The organism is Streptomyces aurantiacus JA 4570, from assembly GCF_000414115.1.
Classification (GTDB): Bacteria; Actinomycetota; Actinomycetes; order Streptomycetales; family Streptomycetaceae; genus Streptomyces; species Streptomyces aurantiacus_A.
The window spans coordinates 37,855-62,992 of sequence record NZ_AOPZ01000217.1; the positions used below are offsets into that span (position 1 = coordinate 37,855).

Here is a 25,138-nt window from a genome sequence, read left to right on the forward strand (position 1 = left end):
GTGCCGCGGGAAAATTGGCTGGTTCGCGTCGCACCGACCTCACAGAAATGGGATCAAATGTTCGAGTTAGGTAGTGGTGCCGCGCCGTTCGGTGGCGGGTGGTTGGATGCCGATGTCCGTTGCTGCGGTGGCTCGTTGGGAAGTTGGCGGACTGGTGTTGCGCCGTGGCAGGGCTCGGTTCGAGGGGATGGAGGGCCGACCGGTGAGTGACCGCAGTGCGATTGAGTGGACCGAGGCGACGTGGAACCCGACGACGGGCTGCGACCGCGTGTCGGACGGGTGTGACAACTGCTATGCGCTGGTGCTGGCGAAGCGGCTGAAGGCAATGGGGTCTGCGAAGTACCAGAACGACGGCGACCCGCGCACCTCCGGGCCCGGGTTCGGGCTCACCGTGCATCCGGACGCGTTGTCGGTGCCCCACGGGTGGAAGAGCCCGCGCACCGTATTCGTGAACTCCATGTCGGACCTCTTCCACGCCCGGGTGCCGCTGGACTACGTGCGGCGCGTCTTCGACGTGATGGCGGACACCCCGCAGCACACCTACCAGGTACTCACCAAGCGGGCGCGGCGCCTGCGTCAGGTCGCGGACCGGCTTCAGTGGCCGGCGAACCTGTGGATGGGCGTGTCGGTGGAGAGCACGAAGGAACTCGCGCGGGTCGATGACCTGCGGCGGGTGCCGGCCGCGGTGCGGTTCTTGTCGTGCGAGCCGCTGCTCGGGCCGCTGCCGGGCCTGGACCTGACGGGGATTCACTGGGTGATCGCCGGGGGCGAGTCGGGCCCTCACTTCCGCCCGGTGGAGCAGGAGTGGGTCACCCAGGTCAGGGACGTGTGCGTCCAGGCCGACGTGGCATTCTTCTTCAAGCAGTGGGGCGGGCGTACGCCGAAGTCAGCCGGCCGTCTGCTTGAGGGCCGCACCTGGGACCAGATGCCGCTGCTCGTGCCGGCCACTACAGGCTGATCCTGCTCTTCGTGGTGAGCTTGCCCGCTCCAGTGACCGTGATCTGACCGTCCTGACGCATCTGGCGGGCTGCTTTCAGGGCGTGCTTGGGCATCCAGCGGGCGGTCTCGGTGAGCAGCCACTCACCTATCGTCTCCACTACGGCAGGCCCGGTCTTCAGGCGCTGGGTGACCAGTTCGACGAGCTCGGGGTCGCACAGCTCGTCCATCTGGAAGAAGTTGAGCTGCCCGTCGGCCTCGGCTCCGCGGGTGCGGGGGTCGCGGAAGCTTTCACCGTCTCGGTCGTCGACCTTCCACATCGCGTCCTTCATGGCCCTCAGCCCTGCGGGGCTGCCGGTGCCGAAGACCAGGTACAAGGGCTGTCCGGTGCGGGGCACGAGCTGGAACTGGAGCTGGTAGCCGAAGCCGGCCCGGCGCAGCGCGTCGCGGTAAGTGGTCAGCCAGATGCGCCAGCGTTCGTCGGAGCGCAGTTCCTCGTCCGCCGGTGTCCAGAAGGTGCGGCCGCCGAACACGGTGTCGAGGATGTCGAGGTTCAAGTCCTCGCGGCGGCTGAACCAGTTGGGACCGAAGGTGGTGATGACCTCACTCGAGCGGTTACGGGCGATGCGGCGCATCACGTCCAGAGGGACGTTCACGCTGCCCCAACTGTCGAAGATGCCCAGGATCGGATGCCCCCAGGCGCCGAGCTCGGTCAGCAGCGGGAGGCTGTCGAGACCGGCTTCGCCGCGCCGCACTTCGACCCGGACAGGCAAGTCACCCAGGGGACCGAAGCGGGCGTGGAGCTCGGCCATCAGGTGCTCGTACCGGGCACGGTCCTTCTCGATAAACACCAAGTGCACCCGCTGAGGGCTCAGTTGCATGCGGTCGAGCGCGTCGTGGTGCAGGAGCCGGTCCAGGATGATCACGGGGGAGCCGGGTTCCCCGTCCTGGTAGCGGCCGGGCCCGGCAAACGCGTCCAGGAGGGTGACGCGGGGCCGCGTATATCCGGTGCTCTGGGCGGTCTGGAGCAGGATCGGCCACCAGGCATCCAGATACCGCTGATAAAGCCGGTGCTTGGCCGCGGTCGCCGGCTCCAGCTTCCACAACACGCCCATCCTGCCCCCCTCCAGGCATGGTTGCGTGCTGGCAAGTGCCAGCCGCACCCCCTGGTCACAGATAGTGAGAGGGAAGCCGGGCGGCGTAAAGAGTGCGTACCGGCCGATGGTGCTGTTTTCGGCGCACGCCACCTGCACTGGTGATGGTAGGTGCGGACGCGGTCGCGGCTGCGGCGAAGGCCGCCGACGCCGCTCGGGAGCGCACCGCGCAGTACCTGCTGGCCATACGGCTGGCGTAGCTGCGCGAGCAGGCCGCCGCTCGTACCGAGGCGCCCACGGGACAGGTGGCTCCGCCCCTCTCGCAGGGCGGGTGTCTACGCGCGCAAGGGCCGAATGGACTTACGAGCAGTGACTCGGCGCACGGATCGCCGTTCGCAGGACATGACCACTAGTAGGGCAGCCGCAGCACTCGTACTTACAGGCGCCGCAGTGGGGGCAGGTTTCGTTACTGCCGCACCCGCGACCGCTGGCGGCATCGGGGACTTTCTCTCACCCGGGTTCGGTACCGCTTGCGCCAACCACACCGGAGCCCAGGCAGCCGGAGCCACCACAGCCGGTCCCGGGTCGATCACTGGCAACCTTGCCAAACTGCCAGCCAGCAGCGCCCTCAACCAGTGCGGTGGAGCTGATTCTCCGGTGGACCTCGACGACTACACGAGGCCGCTGGAATACCCAATGGAGAAGATTGATCTTGCAAGCCGTATCTTGTTCGCAAGCGGCGCGTGAGGCACTCGCGAGCTTTCCCCGCTGCCACACCCCCGTGACCCAAGCGCGTACACAAGCCTGCCGGTCGCTACGACGACCAGTAAGGACCGCATCCTCGACGGGGGCCTCGCCTCTACGGCATCTACGCCGACTGAACACAGCGTCGGCGTGCGGCACCGCCCAGCGCGCCGGCCCTCGCCAACCGGCCTCCAAGGCATAGCCGTGGCCTGGGAGCCGATCCCGTGGCAGAACGAGAGCAGCCGCCGGACTCACGGGGTCTCGAAGTCGATGACGTACTCCTCCAGGCCGGTGATCGGGTACACCTCACCCTGGAGGCGCTCGAAGGCATCTCGGGCCGTATCTCTGCCCTTCGCCCACACTCGCACGCGGTACTTGCGGTCGGCGTCGAGAAGTTGCTTGCACAGCTCCGGCTCGGGCCCGTCGATCGTGGAAACTACGAGATCGCCGCTGTAACTGGTGAAAGGCCATGCTCCTAGCTCGGTGAACTCCGGCCCAGGCGTGGGGTGTTCCCTGCCGCACCGCAGAGCCACCGCCGCGTCGTGCGAGGGAGCATCGCTGTTGACCGCCAGCGTGCCGTCCCCGACGGTGACTGCACGATCGAAGTCGATCTCCAGCTCCCAGCAGGCAGACCGCTCGGCCTCCGACGGTCTGCGCACTTGATCAACGGCAAACATCCCCCGGTCCAGGCTCGCGATTCCCGAGACCCAGCGTTCCGCGGCCATCCCGTTCTCCCTCCTCCTGCGAGCTACCTGCTCATGCTCAGCACTGTGGTGCTCCCGGTGCCATCCGCAGACCGTGGAGCGCGTGCCTTAACGACATCAGAGCGGCACGGTCGCCGGCCAGGCAGGCGGGGCCGGTGGCCGCGCGTACGGGCGTCGGTGAGGACATTGAGGGGGCCGAGCTGGCGGCCGGGTCTGGGGTGAAGCCGGCGGCCAGGGCGGGCAGATCAGGCCGGCACGGTAGCCGTCTGCAGGCGGCAGGAGGGTGACGTCCGGGGTCTGGCAGGCCGGGAACCCGTAGGCGCACGCGCTGGACTCGCCGTCTGCAAGCCCTCGGCCGGCGCGTCGGGACTACAGGTCATGGGCGAGGCGGTCGGGGACGGCTACTTGCTCAGCCGGAGGTGCCGCTGGGCGGCGGCGTGCTGGTGCACAACTGCGGGCACGGTGGCGCGGGCGTGACGGTGGCCTGGGGCTGCGCGGAGGCGGCGGCGGTGCTCGTGGGGTGGACGGCCTGCCCCGCGGCGCGTTCCGGTGCGGCGGGGGGTTGGGGGCCGGTGAAGACGCGCTGCTTGGCGTGGCGGCGTAGCGTGTCCCCTTCGGTGACGACGTAGGCGTGGCGCCACGACGAACGCGACGAGGTCGTGAGGGCTGCACGGTTGCCAGACCACTTGCTTACGCGGATCGAGCGGTACACCGGTGATGCATGTGAATTGCCACGCGTGCGCGTGTGACGTCGCCTCGGCCATCGCCACGATGTTTTCGGCGTCGGAGCGCAGTGCCTCCCATTCGCCGGTCGGGAGGACAGCGCCGTGGCGGAGGAGCCAGTCCGACCCGTCTCCGTTGAACAGGGCCCGGGTGAGGTGGCCGACGACCTCCGCTTCGGCACGGACCACTTCATCGGCGGGCAGGAACACACCTTCCTCCTCGCCGCGATGCCCTCTTGAGGCGATTGATGCCGCTCTCGACCGCGTGCCGGGCCTTGTAGTCCTGTCGGTCGAACTTCGGCGGCCGACCGCCGTGCGAACCGCGTTCCTTACGGTTGCCGGCCTGGTCGGCCTTGTCAGCTGCCGCCGGGCCCACGTCGGCGGCCGTCCGGGCTTCTTGCCCTTGGGTAACAGCGGTTCCAGCACCGCCCATTGCGCGTCCGTCAGGTCTCCACGTGCCACGAAACAAGATCATCACACTTTAAGATCCACTTTCGATACAGGCCCTAGGTCCTGTATCGAAAGTGGATCGACTGTCAGACCTGCCTGGGATGCTCCGAGCATGGAGATGACAGTGCAGCTGACGATCGACTGCTCCGATCCGCAGAGAATGGTGACTTTCTGGGCCGAGGCTCTGGGTTACGTGGCTGAGCCTCCGCCGGGCGGGCACGCCACGTGGCGTGCCTACTGGGCGGCGGTGGGGGTGCCCGAGGCGGAGTTGCCGGCCGGTGCCGGGGATATTCCGGAGTCGATCATCGATCCCGCGGGGCGTGGACCGAGGGTGTGGTTCCAGCAGGTTCCGGAGCCGAAGGTCGCCAAGAACCGGTGGCACTTCGACCTGAAGGTCGGCGGTGGCCGTGACGTCCCACTGGACGTCCGCACACAGCGGGTCGAGGCTGCGGTGGCACGGTTGGTCAAAGCTGGTGCCACCGTGCTGCGGATCAAGGATGAGCCGGACATGGGGTTCTACGCCGCCGCCATGCGGGACCCCGAGGGCAACGAATTCGACGTCGTCTGAGGGCTGTTGTGACGGCGCTGGTCGCAGCCACTCGTTCACGGCTGCGACCAGCACAGTCGCCTCGTAGCGGACGGAGAGCAGTTGAGGCACCGATACGAAGGCGGGCAGTGCCTGACTTCCCGATCAGATGGCGGGCTCCGGCAGGTGACCGAGATGTTTGATCACACGCTCACGCAAGAGCAGGTACTCGTCCCAACGGTGCAGAGGGCCGGGCGGGCGTTCGACGACACGGGCTGCGGTGACAGCCTGACCACGCTGGAACTGCTCGTGGGTCAGGTCGAGCTCGACGCCGCTGGGCAGTCGGTTCCACCAGTGAAAGCCGTGCTGAGCCCCGTCGAGGTGCACCTCGCCGACGAGGAGGTCACCGCCGAAGATGTCATTGACGATCAAAGCTGTGATGTCGCAGTGGCCCCAGGCCGGGTTGTCTCGATGCCAGTCGGCTTGATCGTCGGGCGAGCACGTGTCGGCGGCCCAGCTGGCTCGCAGAGCCTTGTCCAGGAGAAGCAGGTTCCAAGGGATCATGTCGGCAGCATCGCAGCCACCACTGACACCGCCCCCAGAGACTTGGCCTGGGTCCTTGATCGGCGAGCTCATTCCAGAGCAATCGAGAGCATGATCCGCCCCATACGCCGTCCTCTGGGATGCAACACGTTCGACGACCCCCGTTGCGAACCGAGCGTCGGGGTATCAGCCTGCTCAATCGCCACACGGGCAGGAGCTGACGGCGCTGTTCGCGCGGCTGGGCTGGGAGAGCGAGGGTATCCAGGACGTGGACGCGCACGTGGTGGCTCGGTGAGCCGGCGGTCCTCGAGGAGGACGGCCTGGCCGTCAAGCACCGTGACGCGCAGGGCCGGGTGCGTTCGTGCGACTTCGTACCGCGGTAACCACTGCGCTGAGAATCTGCGCGCCCACGGCTCCCGCAATGCTGTCCATGCCATTCGTCCCTCCGGTCCTGCAGACCCTAGTGCTGTGACCGCAAAGGATCACCGGGGTGGTCGCGCGGGTATCGAGTAGTGTCACTGCATCCCTATTGAATCGGCGTGTTGAAGCCGATCTGACTGGGTGGCGCGATGAGCAAGTGGCGTGTTTTCTGGGCCCCCAAGCCAGCGCCGATCACGCCACCGCGCGTATCTGTTCTGGTGGGATGGATGGACCTGGCGGAGCGCGAAGCGTTCACCGGAATCCGGCCGGGTGATCCGATTCTGCTGGCGCCGGACTACCGCATCGACGAACTCCTCGGCCTGTACACGCGCAGCAGTCCGTTCCGCGGATACACGAAAGAGACGAAGCGGAGCTACATCACGGACATCTGCCTGTTCCTCAACTTCCTGTGGCAGCGCGGAAAGGTCTGGACGCAGGCAGCGGAGTCGGAGGTCGACGACTTCCAGTTCTGGCGCCAGTTGTCGAACTGCTTCAGTTTTCCGATGGCCCGCTCCACTGAGCATGTCTGGGCAGGATACGAGCATCACCTGACCGTTTTTCAGAGGGGGCCATCACGTCACCGGGTCGGCGCCAGCGTCGCTCGGGTCAGGGGGCCAGGACGGTCTTGCCGGCCAGCTCTCCGACGGCAGCCGGGGCGCGGACCGCGGCCGGGTCGGCACGCAGCCGCTCGGCCAGGTCTCCACCCTCGACCTGGGCGGCCAGCTCAGCGATCCGGGCGAACCGGCCGGCGGCACGGGCGTGGACCGTGGCCAGGTCGGCCAGTGGCAGCCGCTGGGCCACCTCGATCGCTAGCTCTCCAGCATCGACGCGGGCGACCAGGTTGGCGAGCTGGGTGGCGTCGCTGCGCCCGAACACGTGCACGGTGCGCACCCCGCGCCCGGCATCCTCCGGGCCGGGAGTGGTGACGCTGACGAAGGCTCCGCCGTCGGCGACCAGGTCCACCAGCTGCGCGTTTTCCTCAGGACCGGCGGGAGCCAGCTGCAGCACCACGTCGAAGTGCTGCCCGGCCAGCGCCTGCACAACGGGGGTCACGGCATAGTCGACGATCCGGTCAGCGCCATAGGAGCGGACACGGTCGCGGCTGCGCGCACCGGCGGTCGCGGTCACGATGGCACCAGCCTGCGCGGCAAGCTGGACGGCGTACCCGCCCACTGCGCTGCCCGCGCCGTTGATCAGGATGCTCTGCCCAGACTTGAGGTCGGCGTGTTCGAACAGGGCCTGCCATGCCGTCAGCCCGACGAGGGGCAGGGCCGCGGCGTCGGCCAGCTCGACAGTGCGGGGGGCGGTGGCCAGCACCTCGGCGGATGCGGCGACGTATTCGGCAGCCGCGCCGGGCGCGTCCGCCGGCAGAAGCGCGACCACCGCGTTCCCCACGCTCCAGTCGGACACCCCCTCGCCGACCGCGGTAATGACTCCGGCCAGGTCGAGGCCGGGAATGTGCGGGAAAGCCAGCGGGAGCATGTCCTGTCGCAATCCCGCGCGGAGTCCGGAGTCCGCGTCGTTGTACGAGGTGCCGGCCACCTGCACCACTACTTGGCCCACGCCTGGCACCGGCCGGTCTGCCTCCTCGTAGACGAGGACATCGCTGCCGCCGTAGGAGTGGTAACGCACTGCCATCATGTTTTCTCCTCTTCGCTCGCTTGTATGGCTCATCTGCGTCGGAAGGATTGACGTCCGCGGACGGGGACCGTTGGTGTTCAGCGCAGGGTGAGCGGGGTCGCGGATGTGAGGTGGGACAGTTTCTCGGGGTTGCGGACGTAGTAGAGGCCAGTGATGCGGGCGTCCTGGACACTGAGCGCCATGACGCCGTCGAGCTCGCCGTCCATGCGGACGAGGAGTGCCGGGTTGCCGTTGATCGCGGTCGGTTCGGTGGTGATCGTGGCTTCGACTTTGCCGATGCCGCCGGCGAACATCCGGGCTACCCGATCGGCGCCAGTTACCGGCCGCAGCGCGGCGTGTTTGATGCCGCCGCCGTCGCTCATCAGGACGACCTCAGGGGCGAGGACCTCAAGGAGGGCGTGCGAGTCCCCGGTTTCGACCGCGCGGTGGAACGATTCCAGGACCGCCTGGCTCTCGTTCGAGGAGACCACCCGGCGGGGGCGGCGGGCTTCGACATGCTGGCGGGCGCGGTGGGCGATCTGGCGGACGGCCGCGGGGCTCTTGTCGACGGCCTCGGCGATCTCGTCATAGCTGATGTCGAAGGCTTCGCGCAGCACGAAGACGGCACGCTCGGTCGGTGACAGTGTCTCGAGGACGAGCATGAGCGCCATCGACACGCTCTCGGCGAGCTCGGTGTCCTGGGCCACGTCCGGCGTGGTGAGCAGCGGCTCGGGCAGCCAGGAGCCGACGTACGCCTCCCGCTGGCGCTTGATGGTGCGCAGCCGGTTGAGCGCCTGGCGGGTGGTGATCCGGACGAGGAAGGCGCGCTGGTCGCGTACTTGGCCCTGGTCGGCCTTGATCCATTGCAGCCAGGTCTCCTGGAGGACGTCCTCGGAGTCGGCCGCCGATCCGAGTACCTCGTAGGCGACGGTGAACAGCAGGTTGCGGTGGGCGAGGAATGCCTCGGTCGCCGGGTCGGTGGCGTCGTCGCCCATCTCTCGTCCCGTTTCCTCGTCCTGCGCGGTCGGGCGTGGCGGCCGACCGCGTTCGCGTATGTCCACAGCAAGATCCTCCCCAGCACCCACCGGTCAGGCTGCCCGGTCGGCGGCCGCCGGTGTCCCGGCGCGGTGGGCGCGCAGCATCTGCTTGCGCTTGGCGACACCGCCCGGCATGCGGTGCAGGCTGAACGAACCGGGCTTGTGCGCCTCCCCGGCCAGGTGCTTGGGGATGCCCGTGCAGACCATTTCCTTGATCCGGGCGCCCAAGCCATCGTCGATGTACAGCCGCACCGCGACGTCGGACCTGTTGGCGAACTGGTAGATGCCCGCGCTTCGCCCCAGGCTGATGCACTGGGCGTACATCGACCGGTGGAGGCTCTCCGGCTGCTCACCCGCGAGCCGGCTAAGCACCGTGTCGGCGGCCCGCGCGGCCAGCGGCGTCGCAGTGAGGCAGCTCATCCGCGGCGGCAGGCCGGACGGTGCCGCCGAGTCCCCGACCGCGATGATGCGCGCGTCGTCCACACTCGTCAGCGTCTCGTCGGTGAGCAGGCGGCCCACGGTGTCGGTGCTCAGCACACAGTCGGCTAGGACGTCCTCGTACGCGACGACCGCGTCGTCGGACCCGCCCACCAACTGGTGCAGGCGGACCCGGTGGACAAGATCCGGGCGCGGGTTGATCAGCGTCACCGTCACGTCGTCGCGCTGCGTCAGCCGGTTCGCGGCCATCACGCCCGCGTATCCGCCACCGATCACGAGCACATGCGTGTTCCCAGTCATGGCGCCTCCTTCGGTTCCAGGTGTTCGGCCTTAAGTCACCGCATAGCCGGCCTCTGTGACAGGTTGTGAAGCAGATCACTTCGCTGAGGCGGTCGGAGCTGTGACCGCAGTGGCTCAACAGGGTGGGTCAGGCCGTGGTTTCGAGAGCGGCAGGCGACTCGGCCTGTTCTCTCGCCCAACTCGCGGCCGTCAACAACGCCATCAGCCACGGCGGCTATGCCCTGGTCGCGATCGCCCTGGAGCAGCGCCTGGCCGAAGGCGGCCGTGACAGCGTCGACACCTAGAAGCTGGAAAGACTCGCCCTCGCCTGACCACGGGCGGCTGCGGTCAATCCGTCCGCTCCGGGCTCAGGTGGTCGCGGTGTAACGGCCGGTGGCTCTGTCGGGGGTGCCAGTGGCGACGATGGTTCCGCCTACGACGCCGCAGCCCCGTCCCCATGTCGATGACCTGGTCGGCGTTGGCGACTCTCCCACCCCAGCCAGCAACATCAGTCTCAGGACGGAACGACGGCATAACTGAGGTCCTGGACCTTGAGCGAGGCGGGCCTCAAACGCAGCCACATCGTGCCTCGTTGATCCGGATTGTCATACAGATAGCCCGCGAACCGCGCATCCCAGAGAGCCTCATCCACCCCCAGATAGCGGACCAGCTTGCGTCGCCCTCTCGGCACGTCGAACGGCACGAGCTCAGCCCGCCCCCTCGCGATCGCCTGCCGGACACGTCCCGTCACGAGATCGCATTCATCCACCACGAGCGCGACCTTCGGATCGTTCTTCACCCGGTCGAACAACCGGGTCCACGGACCCGTCAGCACCCAGAATGCACCGTCCTCCCACAAGAACCAGACCGGGCGCACGGTGGGCCCATTGGTGGCTAGGCGAGCGGTGAGCGGCTGCTGCAGGAACGTGTCCACATCGAAGCTACGAGATGTCACATCGCCAATCTTGTGGTGCCATGCGTCTCTTGCCTACCGACCTCCGGCCTAGGACCACAGCAGCACGGCGGGGACGTGACACGGCCTGACGCAGCGGAGAGGCGGGGAATTACGTGAGGTTAGCCTGGGGAGAATCAGGCTCATCGACACAAGGCAAGGATTCGTTATTGGGCATCCACAATAGCGGCCAATATCCCGTTTGCCGTGTGCCCACGAGCGCGGTCTGCTTCAACACGCCGAACTTGACAGGGAACAAAGCCGGGGGGACGACGCACCGGCCCGCCACGCGGGTGATCTGCCTGGATGCCGCCGAGCGCCTGCTTCTTCTCCACTGGCGTGATCCGTTTGACGGGGCATTGCTCTGGGAGCCGCACGGTGGAGGTATCGAACCGGGCGAGACACCGCTGATGGCGGCCCGGCGGGAGCTCGCGGAGGAGACCGGCCTGGACCCCGCTGCGGTCCGTGACCGGTCTGTGCCAGTCGAACGTGACGTGCAGCTCGACCCTGTTCTTCTCCGCCCAGCGCCAGATCGCACCTATGGCTGGTAGAGGGCGTGGGCGCGCGTCAGGTCGGCAGGGTCGGCCCGGCCGAGGTTGAAGAAGTGGTTCACCTGCCATGCCTGGGTGCTGCGGGCCTGCCGGTTGGTCGTGGTCACCCACGGCGGATAGACGCGGAATCCGCGCTTTCCGCCGGAGCCGTTGCGGGACACGATGTCGCGCCCGCACAACACCTCGCGCGGGAACACGAACTGTCCGAAGCCGTCGTCGTCGCGGCTGCTGATGACGAAGAGGTCCACCCCGTCGTCGGCGTCGAAGGGCCGGATCGGCCCCTCCTCGGACCGCTGCCACACGGTGACGAACTGTCCCGCCTTCGTCGGGGTGGTTTTGGCCACGCGGAACCGAACCGAGTGGCCATCGAGCGTGAACCCGCAAGCCGCGTACTCGGCGCTCTCCGGTTCAGGCGCCGGCAGCGAGCAGGCGAAACCGGCCGGGTCGTACACCAACGCCTTCGCCGCCAGCAGGTCACCGTGAAGCCCCGTCCACGGCTGATTCGTCACCATGCCGTCATCCTGCCAGCACGCCCATGCGCACCGCTTTGGCCCCTCGAGTGCGCGTGGACGGCAAGATCCTCGGGCTGGCGTACAGCCTCAGTGACCTCTCTGAAGCCCTCGGTCACAGTCACGCGGCGAAGATCGCCGACGGGATCAGACGGTGAGCACGAGCTTGCCCTGGAGGTGACCGCCGTCGAGCAGCCGGTGCGCGTCGGCGACGCGCTCGAACGGGAACGTCTCCTGCACGTGGACCCGGAGCCTGCCCTGTTCGACGAGTTCGACGAGACCTCGCAGGGCGACCGGATCGGGGTCGACCGCGATGCCGCTGAAACGCATACCGGCCGCCCCGTACTTGGCGATGAGCTCCGAATCCTCCTCGGCCACCGCCGTCACCAGGTGACCGCCTGGGCGGAGCACTGCGAGCGACCGCTCGGCGGTGTCGCCGCCGATCGTGTCGAGCACGACATCGATGTCGCGGACCGCCTCGGTGAAGTCGACCGCCGCGTAGTCGATCACCTCGTCGGCGCCGAACCCCTCGACGAACTTCTGCTTGCTCCCGCTCGCGGTCGCGATCACGTGCGCGCCGAGCGCCTTCGCGATCTGAATCGCGACGTGGCCGACCCCGCCACCACCGCCGTGGACCAGGACCCGGTCGCCCTCCACCACGCCGCCGAGGTCGACGAGGCCCTGCCACGCCGTCAGCCCGACGATCGGCAGCGCCGACGCCTCGACGTGCGAGAGCGACGCCGGCTTGCGTGCCAGGTGCAGCGCCGGCGCCGACACGACCTCGGCGTACCCGTTCGCCGCCCGCGGGAACAGCGGCATCCCGAACACCTCGTCACCGGGCCTCAACCGCCACGTCCCCGGCGCCTGTTCGACCACGCCGCTGATGTCCCAGCCGAGGATGAACGGCGGCCGGCCGATCAGCGGAAACTCGCCGGCGCGCAGGCGCGCCTCCAGCGGGTTCAGCCCGATCGCCTTGACGCGGACGAGAACCTCGGTCGGCAGGGGCCGGGGCTCGGGCGCGTCCACGATGGTGAGCACCTCGGGACCGCCAAGCGTCTCCTGGGTGATGACGCGCATGACTCGCATGACTCTCCTGGCTTTGGAAGGGGAGGGGGAGAGAACCCAGGCTATGAATCCGATAGGAACCAGCAGGTACCTGCGGCGCAGGTACCTTTGGCGCCATGAGCGGTTACGGCCCCGGTGATCTCTTTCTCGCCGACTGCCCGGCGCGTCTGGCGGTCGAGCTCATCGCCGACAAGTGGACGGTGGTCGTGCTCGCCGGCCTCAGCAAGGGCCCGGTGCGCCATGGCGAGCTGATCGAGCTGATCGGCGGCATCTCCCGCAAGATGCTCACCCAGACGCTCCGACGGCTCCAGGCGCACGGACTCATCCGCCGCCACGCCTACGCCGAGGTGCCGCCCCGCGTCGAGTACGAGCTCACCCCGCTCGGGGCGACGCTGATCGATCCGATCCACGTGCTCACCGAGTGGGCGAGGGCGAACGGCGACGCAGTGCTCGATGCGCTCGGCGCCGGTCCCGAGCCGGTCGCCCCTGGCGACTGAGGGAACTTCCCGGTGCGAAGGCCGCCCTCGGCCGCCGGGCCACGGTCATCGCGGACGGCGGCTGTCGGGAGGCCCCGGGGAGGCGGCTCCCCGCCTCCCCGGCTCGGAGCATGCTCAGTCGATACAGAATTCGTTGCCCTCGATGTCCAGCATCGGGATGCACGACTCGTTTTCCTCATCGGCATACAGCGTTTGCACATGGGTGGCGCCGAGCGCGACCAGTCGAGCGCACTCGGCTTCGAGAGCGGCCAGGCGCTCGTCGCCCACGAGCCCGGTGCCCACCCGGACGTCGAGGTGCACCCGATTCTTGACGATCTTGCCTTCGGGGACGCGCTGGAAGTACAGGCGCGGGCCCACGCCTGAGGGGTCACTGCAGGCGAACCATGAATCCTGCTGCTCAGGAGGCAGGGTGCGGTTGAAATCGTCCCAGGTGGTGAACCCCTCCGGTGGCGGCGGTGCGACGTACCCCAATACCTCGCACCAGAAACGAGCGAGACGCTCAGGCTCTGCGCAGTCAAAGGTGACTTGGAACTTCTTGATCGCTGACATCGGGGCACCGTACCTGAGACTGCCTTCACCTCGCGTGAGAGCTGTTCCTGAAGAGGTAGCCTCCTCCGCCAGGGGGTGAGCAATGCGGCGAGCAGTGAAGACGCTGGCCATATGTCTGGCGGCGGCGCTGACCGCGGCAGTCGCGGTGCTGGCTTCACTCGCAGCCAATGCCGCGACCGCGCACGACCGTTGGCCGGGCGTCCTCGACGCGATCCGGGCAAGCCCCTGGCCCTGGGTGGGCGGACTCGGCGCCGGGGCAGTGGCCTTGGCCGTGACCGCGGCTCTGATCAGTGGCGGCCCCACGGCCGCCGCCCAGGACCCACCCCCGCCCGTCGCGCCCGTCGCGCCGGCCTGGGTGGTGGACCGCGCGGAGAGCCGCCGGGCCGCGGCCGCCGTCTGCGCACGCAAGGCCGAGGCGGTGGGCATCACCACCGCTCTGGAGGGTGCGGGCGGTTTCGGCAAGACCACGCTCGCCACGCTCGTCTGCGCGAACCGGCGAGTGCGGCGCCGGTTCCGGGGCCGCGTCTACACGGTCACCCTGGGCCGGGACGTACGGGGGCGGGCGGCGATCGCGGCCAAGGTCGCCGAGACGACGGCCTTCATCACCGGCGACACCACCGCCTTCGAGCATCCTGAACTGGCCGGTGAACACCTGGGGCGGCTGCTGGAACGGCGGCCACGGACCCTGATCGTGCTGGACGACGTCTGGGAGCCGGAACAGCTGGCACCCTTTCTGCGCGGCGGCAAGAACTGCGTACGACTGGTGACCACGCGGGTCCCGGCCATCCTGCCGGAAGGCGCCGAGCGGCTCCGGGTGGATGAGATGTCCCCCGAGCAGGCCCGAACGGTGCTCACCTGGGAGCTGCCCGAGCTGCCGGACGAGACCGTGACCGGTCTGCTGCGGGCCACCGGACGATGGGCCCTGCTGCTGCGGCTGACGAACCGCCTCATAGCCCGGCAGATCGCCACCGGAGCCGACGCGGCGGCAGCCGCCCGGGATGCCTTGGAGGGGCTGCGGACCGGGGGACCGGCCGCCGGTGAGGCCCCGCCCCAGCCGCTCGACCTGGACGACCCCGCCCGCAGATCCCGCGCCGTCCGCGCGACGATCGAGGCCAGCACCACCCTCCTCTCGGACGGCGGCTCCCGGCGCTTGGCCGAGCTGGCCGTGTTCGTGGAGGACGAGTCCATCCCCGTACCGATCGTCGTACAGCTGTGGCAGGCAACGGGCGGCCTCACCGAGCCCCAGGCGCGAGACCTGTGCGCCCAGCTGGACCGGTTCTCCCTCGTTGCCCTCAGTCCGGAGAACGGCGGGCGGATCACCCTCCACGACGTCCTCCGGGACTACCTGCGCGAGGAGTTGGGGGCAGCCGAACTGCGACGCCTGAACGCCGTCCTGGTGGACGCCGCTCTCACCGCCGACTGGCTCGCGATCCAGGAGGGCTACCTCCTGGACCACACGATCGAACACCTGCTGGCCGCGGGGCAGACGGGCCGCGCCGAACTGATCGCGGGCGACATCCGCTGGGTCGAGGCACGCCTCCATCAGCGCGGCCCCACCGCCCTCGTGAGCGACCTCGCCCGTATCCCGACCTCCACCGCGGCCGCCCTGGCCGGCGACCTCACCCGCGTCGCCCATCTGCTCACCCCCATGGAGTCCGACCGGATCCTGACCGCCGTCCTGCACAGCCGCCTGGCCGAACTCCCGCACTGGGACCGGCAGATCGCCCTCCGGCAGGCCGCCCACCCCGGCCTCCGCCCACTGCTGGCCAACCACTGGCCGCTCCCCGACCTGCCGGACGCCGCACCCTCGCGCGTCCTCGCCCACCCAGTGCTGTCGGTGGCGATCGGGCCGGACGGAGCGTGGGTGGCCACCGGCGACGCCCGAGGCGAAGTGGTGATCCAGGATCCCGGGACAGGTGCCGTCCTCGCGCGAGAGCGCGACCGTACGGGAAGGGCGGTCAGGGCCATGGCCCCTGGCCCCGACGGCAGTTCGCTGATCGTCGGCGTCGGCAGATCGGTCCTTCGTATCGACCCGCTCGCCGGAGGCCCGACCGAGAGGCTGTTCACTGCCCTCGACGAGATACTGGACGTGGCTACCGCGCCGGACGGGAGCTGGTGCGCGGCGGCGGACGGACGCGGGTTCACTTACGCGGACCGTGGCACATCCGTCTTCACCCTGGGCCCAGGGCCCGACTTCACCAGGACGCTCCGGGGCCTGCCCACCAGGCCCTTCGCGGTCGAGCCTCCTGCCGGGACCGGCCACCGGTTTCCACCATGGGACCCGGCGGCGCGGAGACCCCTGGCTGTCGCACCCGACGGTCGCCGGCTGGCAACCGCCGGCCCCGGCGACCGGGTTCGCGTGTGGGATGTGGCCTCACGCACTGTGCCGACGCAGATTCTCCTCACCTCGGCTGCCGCGTGTGCCGCGGCCTTCTCTCCACGTGGGGACTTCCTGCTCACCGCGGACACCCAGGGCAACGTCCGCCGGTGGGACCTCGTCGGCCGCGCGTCGACGATGATGAGGTCCGAGGATTCGTCCACGCTCCTGACCCGCCACTCCTCCGCCGTCACGGCGCTGGCCGTCGCGCCGTGCGGCACGTGGGCCGCCTGGGGTGACGAGGACGGGGCCGTCTGCCTGTGGAACCTGTCCCGCGGGCGCCGCCGTGCGGTGTTGACCGGGCACGCGGGCGCCGTCGCCGGTCTCGTCGTCGCCCCGGACGGCTCCTGGTTGGTCACCGTCGACCGCGGCGGCGAGGCGAGGAGGTGGGAGACGCCGACCGAGCGGCCGGTGGCGCCGGTCGACGCCGGGCACCGGCCCGTGGCGGCCGTCGCGTACGCACCGGACGGGTCGCACGTGGCCGCGCAGGGCTCCGCCGCCGTGCGGCTCTACGGGGCGGAGGACGGTGCCACCTCGCTGAGGCTCGACAGCTACGGGTGGCAAGAGGTGTTCGGGCCGCAGGACGGGCAGCGCCTGGCCTTCGCTCCCGACGGGACCTGGCTGGCCTTCCCGAGCTCGCGCCGTGAGATCGATGTGTGGGACCTCGCCGCCGGGTGCGTCAAGGCGAGTATGAACGACCAGGGCTTCCGCGTGTCCGCGGTGGCGGCCGCTCCCGACGGCTCCTGGCTGGCCCTCGCGGGCCATGACGGCAACGTGCGGCTCTGCGACCGCGCATCGGGGGAGCAACTGGCTGTGCTGACCGGCGACGGCCGGGTGCGCTCGGTCGCGGTCTCGCCCGACGCGACCTGGCTGGCGAGTGGCGGAGACAGCGGGGTGGTCACGGTCTGGGACCTGGCCACCCGCACCCGGAGGAACCAGCTGACCGGCGGGACCGGTGCGGTGCTTACGCTCTCGGTCTCGCCGGACGGCAACTGGCTGTTCGGCGGGGGCGCGGACGGGACCTTACGTCTGTGGAACCCGCGGACCGGGGCCTACCGGGGCCTGCGCACCGGCAGCGACAGCCCCCTGCACGCGGTGGCCGCCTCCCCGGACGGCCGCTGGATCGCGACGGCGGGGGAGGACGCCACCGTACGGGTGTGGGACCGCCGGGGCGGACAAGTGGTGGCCGCCCAGCGCACCGAGGGCCCGCTGCGGTCCTGCAGCTGGCGGCCGGACAGCCGCGGCCTCGCCGTCGGCGGCGACCGCGGCCTCTACGTCTACCGTCTGCTGCCGGCCTGACGGCCCGGCCTCACTTCAGGTGTCGGCCTGACGGCCCGGCCTCACTTCAAGTGCCGGTCGTAGAACCGGCCCCCGTCCTCCATCTCGAACCACGGGGTGCCGAGGTGCCCGCCCATATTGGCGTGCAGCGTCTTCTCCTTGGTGCCGAAGGCGTCGAACAGGTCCAGGGCCCGTTGCCGGGGGTTCCCTTCGTCGTCCCACTGGAGCAGGAGCAGCAGCGGAACGGTGATCTGGCGGGCCTCCTCGCGCTGGGCGCGGGGCACGTAACCCCCGGCGAAGAAACCGGCGGCCGCGACGCGCGGCTCGACCACCGCGAGGCGGATGCCGAGGGCGGTCCACCCCGAGTACCCGACCGGGCCGCCGATCTCGGGCAGCGCAAGGAGGGCGTCCAGGGTGGTCTGCCATTCCGGGGCCGCCTTTTCGACCATCGGGCCGACGACGGACTCGAAGATCTCGTCGACCGGCTCCCCGGCCCGCATCGCCCGGCGGAGCTCGGCGCGGGCCTGCTCGTCGGCGGCGGAACGGGGCCGGTCACCGCATCCGAGGGCGTCGATGGTGGCCACCGCGTAGCCGTACGCCGCGGTTTGCCGGGCCCGGGCCACCAGCCGGGGCTGCGCCTTGGGCAGGCCGTTGTTGTGGGCCATCAGGATCAGCGGAGCCGGTGCGGATCCAGGCGTCCACAGGGTGCCGGGGATCTCACCGAGGGTGAATTCGCGCTCCAGTACGCCGTCGTCGAGGCGCTGTTCGGAGGTGAATCGCATGGTCGTGCCTTTCGGGAGTGTTCTCGAGCGGCACTCCCGGACGACCTATCGCCCGACCGTGACCCCGGAGGGGAGCACCCATGTCGATACTGCGTTCACGGGTACCACCTCCTCGTTCTCTCGCACGGCCTCAGGGAGACTAGCGTGGCCGCCCTGGTTCGCCCAACGGGTTTTCACGGGGGTTCCTTGGCCGGACGCCATGGAGCCACTCGCCCAAGGCCCCGGCGCACCGCGCCCTCAGCCCATCCCCCGCATCCTGTTGATCTCGCTCGTCTGCTGCGCCACCACGTCGTTGGCCATCTCCTCGACCAGCAGGTTGTTGCCCTGCGAGAGGGCGTCGGTCGCCATCGTCACCGCGCCGGTGTGGTGGGTGATCATCAGTTTCAGGAAGAGCTGGTCGAATGCCTCGCCCTTGGCCGCGCGCAGCTGCTTGAGCTGGGCCGGGGTCGCCATGCCGGGCATCCCCGCGTGGTCGTCGTGGCCGTCGTGCCCGGGCTTCGAGGGCTTCGCCCCCGGCTTCCCCTTCTTGGCGTGGGCCTTCTGCCACCGCTCCATCGCGCCGATCTCCGGCTTCTGGGCGGCGGTGATGCGCTCCGCGAGCCGCTTCACCTTCGTGGACTTCGCCCGCTTCGGGGCGAGTTCGGTCATCTCCAGGGCCTGGCTATGGTGCGGGATCATCTTCTCGACGTACTCGAAATCGGCGGAGTTCGGGCTGTCGTCGTCGGTTCTCTTCTTCGCGGCGTCCTCGGCGGACAGGGTGGCCGCCGTCTCGCCCGGTTTGCCCGGGGCGATCACCGAAGGGCCGGACGAGGACGGGGACTTGGCCCCGTTGTCCGATCCCGATGACGAGCCCGAGTCGCAGGCTCCGAGCACGAGGACGGCTGCCGTGAGCAGACCGGTCACGGCACAGGCGCGCCTGACGGACGCGGCGGACGCGGCGGACGCGGCGGGCGCGACGGACGTACGGGCGGCGGACGTACGGCGGTGGGGCACGGCGACCTCCTGTGGCGCGCGGGTCAGTTGGGTCCGTTCCTAGCACGCCGATGAGCGTCAGCGATCAGGAATGTTCATTACGACTGGGTTGCCATCTGTTGATTTGTACATGAGGAGCACGATACTGCGGGTGTCCGTGAACCGTTCGCCTCTGAACGGCCACAAGGGAGGACGCAGTGACCCTGTTGAACGAACCCCGAACGCGCCGCAGACGCCTGGGAGTTGCGGCGGCAGCGGCCGGGCTGCTCGCCGCGCTGCTCACCGCCGCGCCCGCGGGGGCGACCCCCGACCCGGGAGACACCCCCAAGGCCCCCAAGAAGGTGTCCAAGAGCGACGCCGCCGACACCAAGGAGGCGATAGCCGACGGCAAGATCCCCGCGCCGGACGAGATAGTCCACTCGGACAACGTCGAGCACCTCGCCAACATCCCCAAGGACGCGCTGCCCGGCACCAACTCGGACCTCGCCTTCCAGGGCAAGTACGCGTTCGCCGGCAATTACGACGGCTTCCGCATCTTCGACATCAGCAACCCGAAGAAGCCGAAGACCGTCTCGCAGGTCCTGTGCCCCGGATCGCAGAACGACATCTCGGTCTCCGGAAACCTGCTGTTCCTGTCGACGGACTCCTCGCGCAGCGACAGCTCCTGCTCCAGCACCACGCAGCCCGCCACGGAGAAGTCGTCCTGGGAGGGCATGAAGGTCTTCGACATCAGCGACAAGAAGAACCCGCGGTACGTCGCCGCCGTCGAGACCGCCTGCGGCTCGCACACCCACACGCTGGTGCCGGAGGGCCGCAACGTCTACGTGTACGTCTCCTCGTACGCGCCGAACGCCGCGTTCCCCGACTGCCAGCCGCCGCACGACGGGATCTCCGTCATCAAGGTGCCGCGCAAGGCCCCGCACAAGGCCGCGATGGTCGGGTTCCCCGTGCTGTTCCCGGGCGAGGGCCCGGACGGCGGCGGCAACCCGGGCGGACCCACCAACCCGGGCGTCTCCAAGACCACCGGCTGCCACGACATCACGGTCCTGCCGTCCAAGGACCTGGCGGCGGGCGCCTGCATGGGTGACGGCATCCTGTTCTCCATCAAGGACCCCGAACGCCCGAAGGTCATCGACCGCGTGCAGGACAACGTGAACTTCGCGTTCTGGCACTCGGCGACCTTCAACCAGCGTGCCAACAAGGTCGTGTTCACCGACGAGCTCGGCGGTGGCGGCGGCGCCACCTGCAACGCCGAGGTCGGCCCGAACCGCGGCGCGAACGGGATCTACGACCTCAAGGGCTGGGGTGACAAGCGCAAACTCGCCTTCAAGAGCTACTACAAGATCCCCCGCCACCAGGCGAACACCGAGAACTGCGTGGCCCACAACGGCTCGCTGATCCCCGTCCCGGGCAAGGACCTCATGGTCCAAGCCTGGTACCAGGGCGGTGTCTCCGTGTGGGACTTCACCGACTCGTCCAAGCCCCAGGAGATCGCGTACTTCGAGCGCGGTCCGCTCTCCGCCGATGAACTCGTCGGCGGCGGCTCGTGGTCGGCGTACTACTACAACGGGCACATCTACTCGAACGACATGGAGAAGGGCTTCGACGTGCTGAAGCTCAAGGACAAGCGCACCGCACCGGCCGACAAGGTGCGCATGCGTGAGCTCAACGTGCAGACGCAGCCGGACTACTTCGGCTGGCACGACTGACCTTACGCGCGGTGCGCAAGCACCAGGGGGCCGTCCGGCGGGTGCCGGACGGCCCCCTGTCGCTGTCGCGGTGGTGGTCAGTAGCCGACGCGCAGGCCGTGTGCCGCGAGCACCGGCGCCACCGGCTGGTGGAACGTCGTGCCGCCCGAACTGCAGTTGCCGCTGCCCCCGATGCCGAACCCGAGCGCCGTGTTCCCGCTGAACGCCGGGCCGCCGCCCATGTCACCCGGCTCCGCGCAGAGGGTCGAGCGGAAGACGCCGTTCACGACGCCCTCGGGGAAGTTGATGGTGTTGTTCACCGACTGCACGACGCCGCAGCGCAGGCCCGTCGAGCGGCCCGCCTGGCACACCCGCTGGCCGACAGCGGGATGCGCGGCCCGGTCGATGCGGATGGACTGGCTGCCCGCGGCGACCACGCTCGGATACGAGTAGTCGGGGTTGGTGTAGCGGATGAGGGCGTAGTCGTTCCCGGGGAAGACCGACACCTCCGTCACCCCGACGTGGATGGTCAGGCCCGGATCGGCGAACCAGCGGCTTCCCACGCTCGCGCAGTGCCCGGGCATGATGCCGTAGAACCGGGTGCTGTTCGCGGCGTTGAAGGACACCGGGCAGCGGCTGCCTCCGGAGCTGTACAGCAGGTCGCCGCCGCGGATCACGCCTGCCGCCGCCTGCCCCGCGGCGGCCGCGCCCCCGGCGGGGGCCACGAGGAGGGCGAGCGTCGCGAGTGCGACGGTGAGGACCTGGGCCAGGATGGTACGGAGCCTCATAGCGCGTCCTGTCGGGTGTGGGGGGGCCGGGCGCCCGTCATTGTGGCCGAGCCCGGCCGCCACGGCGACGATGCGGGCAACCTCCGTTACACAGAGGGGAGTTGGGCCTCGCCGATGCCCGCCCCGGGCCCTGTGCGACGCGGTGCCTCACTCCGCTGTTCGTACCCGCACCGTCACCGAACGCGTCGTCGGAGCATGGGCGTGGTTGACCGCGCGGATCAGGAACGTGTGCGTTCCGGGAAGCAGGCGCGCGGTCGCCGCCAGGCCGCCGTCGGCCGCGTCGAAGCGGAGCGCGATCCGCTCGCCGTCCACCTCGACGGTGACCCGCGCCGGATCGATGCCCGAGACCGCGTCCGCGACCCGCGCCCTGAGCGGGACGTCCGGGCCGGTGACGGTGGCGCCGTCCTTGGGCGCGACCTTGTCGATCACCGGGGCGAGGGGGACCTGCTTTCCGGGCTTGCCTCCCGGCCTGCTCCTGCGGCGCTGGATCCGGGCGACGGAGGGCGGTACGGCCGCGTCGCCGGTGGTGTCGCCGGGCCGCGCCGTGTCGTCCAGCCGCGCCTCGAAGACGAGGGGGAGGTCGATCCCGGGCCGCACGCCCTTGCCCGCGGTGACCCTGAACCGCGCCGCGACCCGGCCCCACGCGGGCACCCGCACCCGTGCCCGCGGTGGCGCCACGGACCAGCCGCCGAAGGCCCGCGCGGACACCGTGACCGTCTGCGGAGTGCCGTTGAAGTTGTAGACGTCGACCGCCATGCGCGTGGAGGCGCCCAGGCGGTGGCCGAGCGGCGGTTCGGCGTCCCCGTCCTCCTTGTTGGGCGCGGCATCGGCGGCCGCGTACCGCTGGCTGAGGACGATGTGTTCGGCGGCGGACAGGCGCCGCCGTGGGGCGCGGTCGTTGCCCGCGGGTGGCCCGGGGCGGCGGGGCGGTGGCGCGTCGGTCACCAGGTAGAGCGGGTCGCGGGACGCGGCCACCCGGACGGTGCCGCGGGCCGACCGGGCCGGGGTGCCGCGCGCGGCACCCATGATGTCGTACACGCGCGTCGCCCCGTCCGGCACCGGCACGTCCACGTCCCGCGGCTCGGCCGCGGACACCACGGTCACCGTGCGGCCGGAGCCGTCCGCGAAGACGAACCCGGCCACGCGCGGCAGCAACTCCTGCAGCAGGCCCGCATAGTTGGCCTCGCCCAGCAGCCCGGTCAGGGCCGCGTACGCGCTGAACGCGGGCAGCGGCTGGAAGTCCCGGCTCAGCAGCGCGAACGACACGCCCTCGTCGGTGCACGGCGGACCGCAGAACCAGAACTGCCGCTCCGTGCCCGCCGCGAGGCTCTGCACCGTGGACAGGACGAGATAGCGCGCCTGGGTGCGCTGCGTCGCGTACGCCGGATCCGTGCCGGGCTCGGCCGGCAGGAACGCGCCGGACTCCGTCATCCACAGCGGCATCGCCGCCCCGAAGCGCTCCCGCAGCGCCTCCTGGTCCTCCGCCGACGACGGGAATTCCGGGTCGGTGTCGTCCGGCGGCGGATAGCCGTGGAAGCTCCACACATCCGCGTACCGCACCACGTCGTTCTGCAGCATCAGCTCCTGGAACACGCCCTCCCCGGCGATGCCGGGAAGCACGACCGGCGGCGCGTCCGGCTGGTCGGCGATGCCGAGCGCCGCCGCCTTGACGTACGCGGCGTGCTGCTCGCCGGTGCTCGCGGTGGCGTCCACGTCGGGCTCGTTGGAGAGCTGCAACGCGTCCGCCACGACCCGCTTGCCGCGCCCGGCCAGGTGCGCGGCGTACCGGTAGGCGTCCCGCAGATCGGCGGGCAGCGGCACGGAGGTCTCCGTCAACGCCCACTCCGGCGGCGGCGAGACGACCTCGAGGACCTTCAGGCCGCGCTTCTGGAAGATCTCCACGACCGTGTCGTGCAGGCTGCTGTCGAACGGCCCGCCCGGCTCGCGCTGAGCGGCGGGCCAGGCACTTCCGTCGCGTACGTGGCGTACGCCCATCGCCTTCATCGCCGTCGCCAGGGCGGGCAGCAGGGGCGGTGGCACCAGGGCGTGCGTGAAGACGTTCACGCCGAAGCGGTTGGCCGGGCCGGTCACCGCCCGGCGCGCGGGCAGGTGCGCGAAGCAGCCGATGACCGTGTCTTCGGGGGCCGTGGTCAGCGCCGCTACGGCCCGGAAGCTGCCGGGCGGCAGGACGGGCAGCGGCACCGATGCCTCCCGGGCATGCGCGGGGAACGGCACGCGTCCCGAAGCCACCTGCCGGGAGAAGTAGTCGAGGACCTGGTATGTCACCGTCAGCGGGCTCGGCGCCGCTGCGTTGAGCTCGAAGCCCAGCGTCGCCGGGGCCTCGCCGCGGTAGTGGCCGAGGTTGTCCGCCGCGCCCCGCAGCCGTACGGAGCGCAGCGCGACCGGGACCGGGGTGAGCGTGAACTCGTCCAGGACGAAGCGGTAGCCGGTGTAGTCGTCCAGGACGGTCGGGCCGTCGACGGTGAACGTGAGGGTGTTCGCGCCCCGGCGCAGTTCGAACTCGCCGAGCGTGACCCGGGACAGGTCGCCCCACGCCTTCGGGGACTCGTACCAGTAGGGCTGCGAGCGGGTGAGGGGCTCCGGCGTCCCGCCGTTGACCGAGAGCCGGATGTACGAGCCGGTCTCCTCGGTGTGCGGCTGCTCCACCGGGACCGTCGCGACCGCCCGCAGCCGGTACGGTCCGGCGGCCGGGACGTCGACGGTGTACGTGGCGTACCAACCTCCGTGCGGTGGCGGGGACTTGGCGGTGGACAGCGCGAGGAGCGCGCCGCCGGACGCCCTCGGGTCCCTGGCCGTGGGGATGGTGCTCCGGGTCGGGGACTCGCCCCGCACGGTGATCGCGGAGGCGCCCCAGCCGCTGTCGGGCGCCTTTGGCGCGGCCGTTGCCGCCGTTGTCGCCGTCCTCGCGGCGGCGGCCGTGGCCGTCAGGGCGAGCCCCGCGGCGATGCCTCCGGCGAGGGCTGTGCGTCGGTCGATGCTCATGCCTCCAGCAGACCGTGGGGCGGGCGCGCGGGCGTCCTGCCCGAGCAGGGAGTCGGCCCCGGCCACCTGGCCCAGGTCGCCTCCACCCAGGGGTGGAGACGGGCGCCGGTAGGGTCGATGCGTGGGACGGGGAGCGGTACGCGCAGGGCCGGGGGCCGCCGACGCGGTCGTGCCCGCCGTGCTGCTGACGGGGCATCTGCTGGGCCTCGTGCTCTCGGGGGTTCTCACCAGGTCCTCCGGCGCCGACGCCGACGGCCGGGCGCTCTGGCAGGTACTGCTCGGCATCCTCGCCGTGGCCGTGGCCGCCGCCGCGCTGGTGTGGCGCAGGACGGCGCCGGTGCCGGTCTTCGGGGTGGCGCTCGTCGCCGACGGTGTGGCGGAAGGGCTGCTGCCGCAGGCGGCGTTGACGCCCGCGCTGCCCTGCGCGCTGTGGGTCGCCCTGTTCTCGCTGGCCGCACGCGGCACCGCGCGGCGCGCCCTCGGGGCCGCCGCCCTGGCCACCGCCGTGCTGCCGCTGCACGGGATCCCCGTGCCCGGCGCCGGAGACGGCGACGCGTGGGGAACGCCGGCCGACGACCTCCTCGCGGGCGCGCTGCTGCACCTCCTGATCGTCC

General features: G+C 70.2%; 22 protein-coding genes and 2 pseudogenes. 9 read left to right on the forward strand and 15 right to left on the reverse strand.

Annotated features, from left to right (window positions below; genetic code table 11):
* Positions 1–202 precede the first annotated feature (202 nt).
* Positions 203–958 carry a DUF5131 family protein gene (locus STRAU_RS21060; protein WP_037660857.1) on the forward strand — a complete coding sequence of 252 codons (756 nt, stop codon included), beginning with the start codon at positions 203–205 and terminating at the stop codon, positions 956–958.
* Here the strand turns inward: STRAU_RS21060 and STRAU_RS21065 are convergent.
* A complete protein-coding gene (locus STRAU_RS21065; RefSeq protein WP_016642395.1) occupies positions 948–2,051 on the reverse strand; it encodes a three-Cys-motif partner protein TcmP in 1,104 nt (367 codons plus the stop codon). The genes STRAU_RS21060 and STRAU_RS21065 overlap by 11 nt on opposite strands.
* Before the next feature lie 974 nt (positions 2,052–3,025).
* The gene (locus STRAU_RS21070; RefSeq protein WP_106967989.1) at positions 3,026–3,433 is read right to left on the reverse strand and encodes a Haze protective factor 1; all 408 of its coding nucleotides are present in this window, start codon (positions 3,431–3,433) and stop codon (positions 3,026–3,028) included.
* Positions 3,434–4,305: 872 nt separating this feature from the next.
* Here STRAU_RS21070 and STRAU_RS43725 point away from each other — a divergent pair.
* Positions 4,306–4,440, forward strand: a complete 135-nt coding sequence (locus STRAU_RS43725; RefSeq protein ID WP_016642397.1) for a hypothetical protein — start codon at positions 4,306–4,308, stop codon at positions 4,438–4,440.
* A gap of 117 nt (positions 4,441–4,557) precedes the next feature.
* Here STRAU_RS43725 and STRAU_RS43735 read toward each other — a convergent pair.
* A pseudogene (locus tag STRAU_RS43735) lies at positions 4,558–4,662 on the reverse strand (transposase); the annotation flags it as partial.
* 100 nt (positions 4,663–4,762) lie between these two features.
* Here STRAU_RS43735 and STRAU_RS21075 point away from each other — a divergent pair.
* Complete coding sequence (locus tag STRAU_RS21075; RefSeq protein ID WP_016642399.1) at positions 4,763–5,218, forward strand: VOC family protein; 456 nt, start codon at positions 4,763–4,765, stop codon at positions 5,216–5,218.
* A gap of 123 nt (positions 5,219–5,341) precedes the next feature.
* On the opposite strand, the gene STRAU_RS21080 is transcribed toward STRAU_RS21075, so the two are convergent.
* The 4 genes from STRAU_RS21080 to STRAU_RS21095 form a co-directional block, all read right to left on the reverse strand.
* Positions 5,342–5,740, reverse strand: a complete 399-nt coding sequence (locus STRAU_RS21080; RefSeq protein ID WP_037660859.1) for a YunG family protein — start codon at positions 5,738–5,740, stop codon at positions 5,342–5,344.
* Positions 5,741–6,745: 1,005 nt separating this feature from the next.
* Positions 6,746–7,780: an NADP-dependent oxidoreductase gene (locus tag STRAU_RS21085; RefSeq protein ID WP_016642401.1), complete on the reverse strand. Its 1,035-nt coding sequence runs from the start codon at positions 7,778–7,780 to the stop codon at positions 6,746–6,748.
* 77 nt (positions 7,781–7,857) lie between these two features.
* On the reverse strand, positions 7,858–8,754 hold the full coding sequence (locus tag STRAU_RS21090) for an RNA polymerase sigma-70 factor (protein ID WP_016642402.1): 897 nt from the start codon (positions 8,752–8,754) through the stop codon (positions 7,858–7,860).
* Positions 8,755–8,847: 93 nt separating this feature from the next.
* Positions 8,848–9,534: an NAD(P)/FAD-dependent oxidoreductase gene (locus tag STRAU_RS21095; protein WP_037660862.1), complete on the reverse strand. Its 687-nt coding sequence runs from the start codon at positions 9,532–9,534 to the stop codon at positions 8,848–8,850.
* A gap of 134 nt (positions 9,535–9,668) precedes the next feature.
* Between STRAU_RS21095 and STRAU_RS41585 the strand changes: the two genes are divergently transcribed.
* The gene (locus STRAU_RS41585) at positions 9,669–9,818 is read left to right on the forward strand and encodes a hypothetical protein (RefSeq protein WP_203227442.1); all 150 of its coding nucleotides are present in this window, start codon (positions 9,669–9,671) and stop codon (positions 9,816–9,818) included.
* Positions 9,819–10,027: 209 nt separating this feature from the next.
* On the opposite strand, the gene STRAU_RS21105 is transcribed toward STRAU_RS41585, so the two are convergent.
* Complete coding sequence (locus STRAU_RS21105) at positions 10,028–10,447, reverse strand: pyridoxamine 5'-phosphate oxidase family protein (protein WP_016642405.1); 420 nt, start codon at positions 10,445–10,447, stop codon at positions 10,028–10,030.
* A gap of 227 nt (positions 10,448–10,674) precedes the next feature.
* Between STRAU_RS21105 and STRAU_RS40435 the strand changes: the two genes are divergently transcribed.
* The gene (locus tag STRAU_RS40435; RefSeq protein WP_310592263.1) at positions 10,675–11,016 is read left to right on the forward strand and encodes an NUDIX domain-containing protein; all 342 of its coding nucleotides are present in this window, start codon (positions 10,675–10,677) and stop codon (positions 11,014–11,016) included.
* On the opposite strand, the gene STRAU_RS21110 is transcribed toward STRAU_RS40435, so the two are convergent.
* Positions 11,004–11,528, reverse strand: a complete 525-nt coding sequence (locus tag STRAU_RS21110) for a MepB family protein (protein WP_016642406.1) — start codon at positions 11,526–11,528, stop codon at positions 11,004–11,006. The genes STRAU_RS40435 and STRAU_RS21110 overlap by 13 nt on opposite strands.
* 144 nt (positions 11,529–11,672) lie before the next feature.
* Positions 11,673–12,602 (reverse strand): NADP-dependent oxidoreductase, encoded by a 930-nt coding sequence (locus STRAU_RS21115; protein ID WP_016642408.1) that lies wholly within the window; start codon positions 12,600–12,602, stop codon positions 11,673–11,675.
* Positions 12,603–12,706: 104 nt separating this feature from the next.
* Between STRAU_RS21115 and STRAU_RS21120 the strand changes: the two genes are divergently transcribed.
* On the forward strand, positions 12,707–13,087 hold the full coding sequence (locus STRAU_RS21120; RefSeq protein WP_016642409.1) for a winged helix-turn-helix transcriptional regulator: 381 nt from the start codon (positions 12,707–12,709) through the stop codon (positions 13,085–13,087).
* A gap of 114 nt (positions 13,088–13,201) precedes the next feature.
* Here STRAU_RS21120 and STRAU_RS21125 read toward each other — a convergent pair whose 3' ends face one another.
* A complete protein-coding gene (locus STRAU_RS21125) occupies positions 13,202–13,636 on the reverse strand; it encodes a VOC family protein (protein ID WP_037660868.1) in 435 nt (144 codons plus the stop codon).
* A gap of 82 nt (positions 13,637–13,718) precedes the next feature.
* On the opposite strand from STRAU_RS21125, the gene STRAU_RS21130 reads away from it, so the two are divergent.
* Complete coding sequence (locus STRAU_RS21130) at positions 13,719–17,312, forward strand: NB-ARC domain-containing protein (protein WP_078621383.1); 3,594 nt, start codon at positions 13,719–13,721, stop codon at positions 17,310–17,312.
* Between the two features lie 41 nt (positions 17,313–17,353).
* Here STRAU_RS21130 and STRAU_RS21135 read toward each other — a convergent pair whose 3' ends face one another.
* Together STRAU_RS21135 and STRAU_RS21140 are read right to left on the reverse strand one after the other, a co-directional pair.
* On the reverse strand, positions 17,354–18,073 hold the full coding sequence (locus tag STRAU_RS21135) for a dienelactone hydrolase family protein (protein WP_016642412.1): 720 nt from the start codon (positions 18,071–18,073) through the stop codon (positions 17,354–17,356).
* A 237-nt stretch (positions 18,074–18,310) separates the two neighbouring features.
* On the reverse strand, positions 18,311–19,066 hold the full coding sequence (locus tag STRAU_RS21140) for a DUF305 domain-containing protein (RefSeq protein WP_016642413.1): 756 nt from the start codon (positions 19,064–19,066) through the stop codon (positions 18,311–18,313).
* 176 nt (positions 19,067–19,242) lie between these two features.
* Here STRAU_RS21140 and STRAU_RS21145 point away from each other — a divergent pair, with 176 nt between their 5' ends.
* Entirely contained in the window at positions 19,243–20,754 is a 1,512-nt protein-coding gene (locus tag STRAU_RS21145; RefSeq protein ID WP_016642414.1) for an LVIVD repeat-containing protein, read from the forward strand.
* 77 nt (positions 20,755–20,831) lie between these two features.
* Here the strand turns inward: STRAU_RS21145 and STRAU_RS21150 are convergent, their stop codons facing one another.
* Together STRAU_RS21150 and STRAU_RS21155 are read right to left on the reverse strand one after the other, a co-directional pair.
* Complete coding sequence (locus tag STRAU_RS21150; RefSeq protein WP_016642415.1) at positions 20,832–21,521, reverse strand: S1 family peptidase; 690 nt, start codon at positions 21,519–21,521, stop codon at positions 20,832–20,834.
* 147 nt (positions 21,522–21,668) lie between these two features.
* Entirely contained in the window at positions 21,669–24,524 is a 2,856-nt protein-coding gene (locus STRAU_RS21155) for a hypothetical protein (RefSeq protein ID WP_016642416.1), read from the reverse strand.
* A gap of 121 nt (positions 24,525–24,645) precedes the next feature.
* Between STRAU_RS21155 and STRAU_RS21160 the strand changes: the two are divergent.
* Positions 24,646–25,138: pseudogene (locus STRAU_RS21160) on the forward strand (hypothetical protein); the annotation flags it as partial.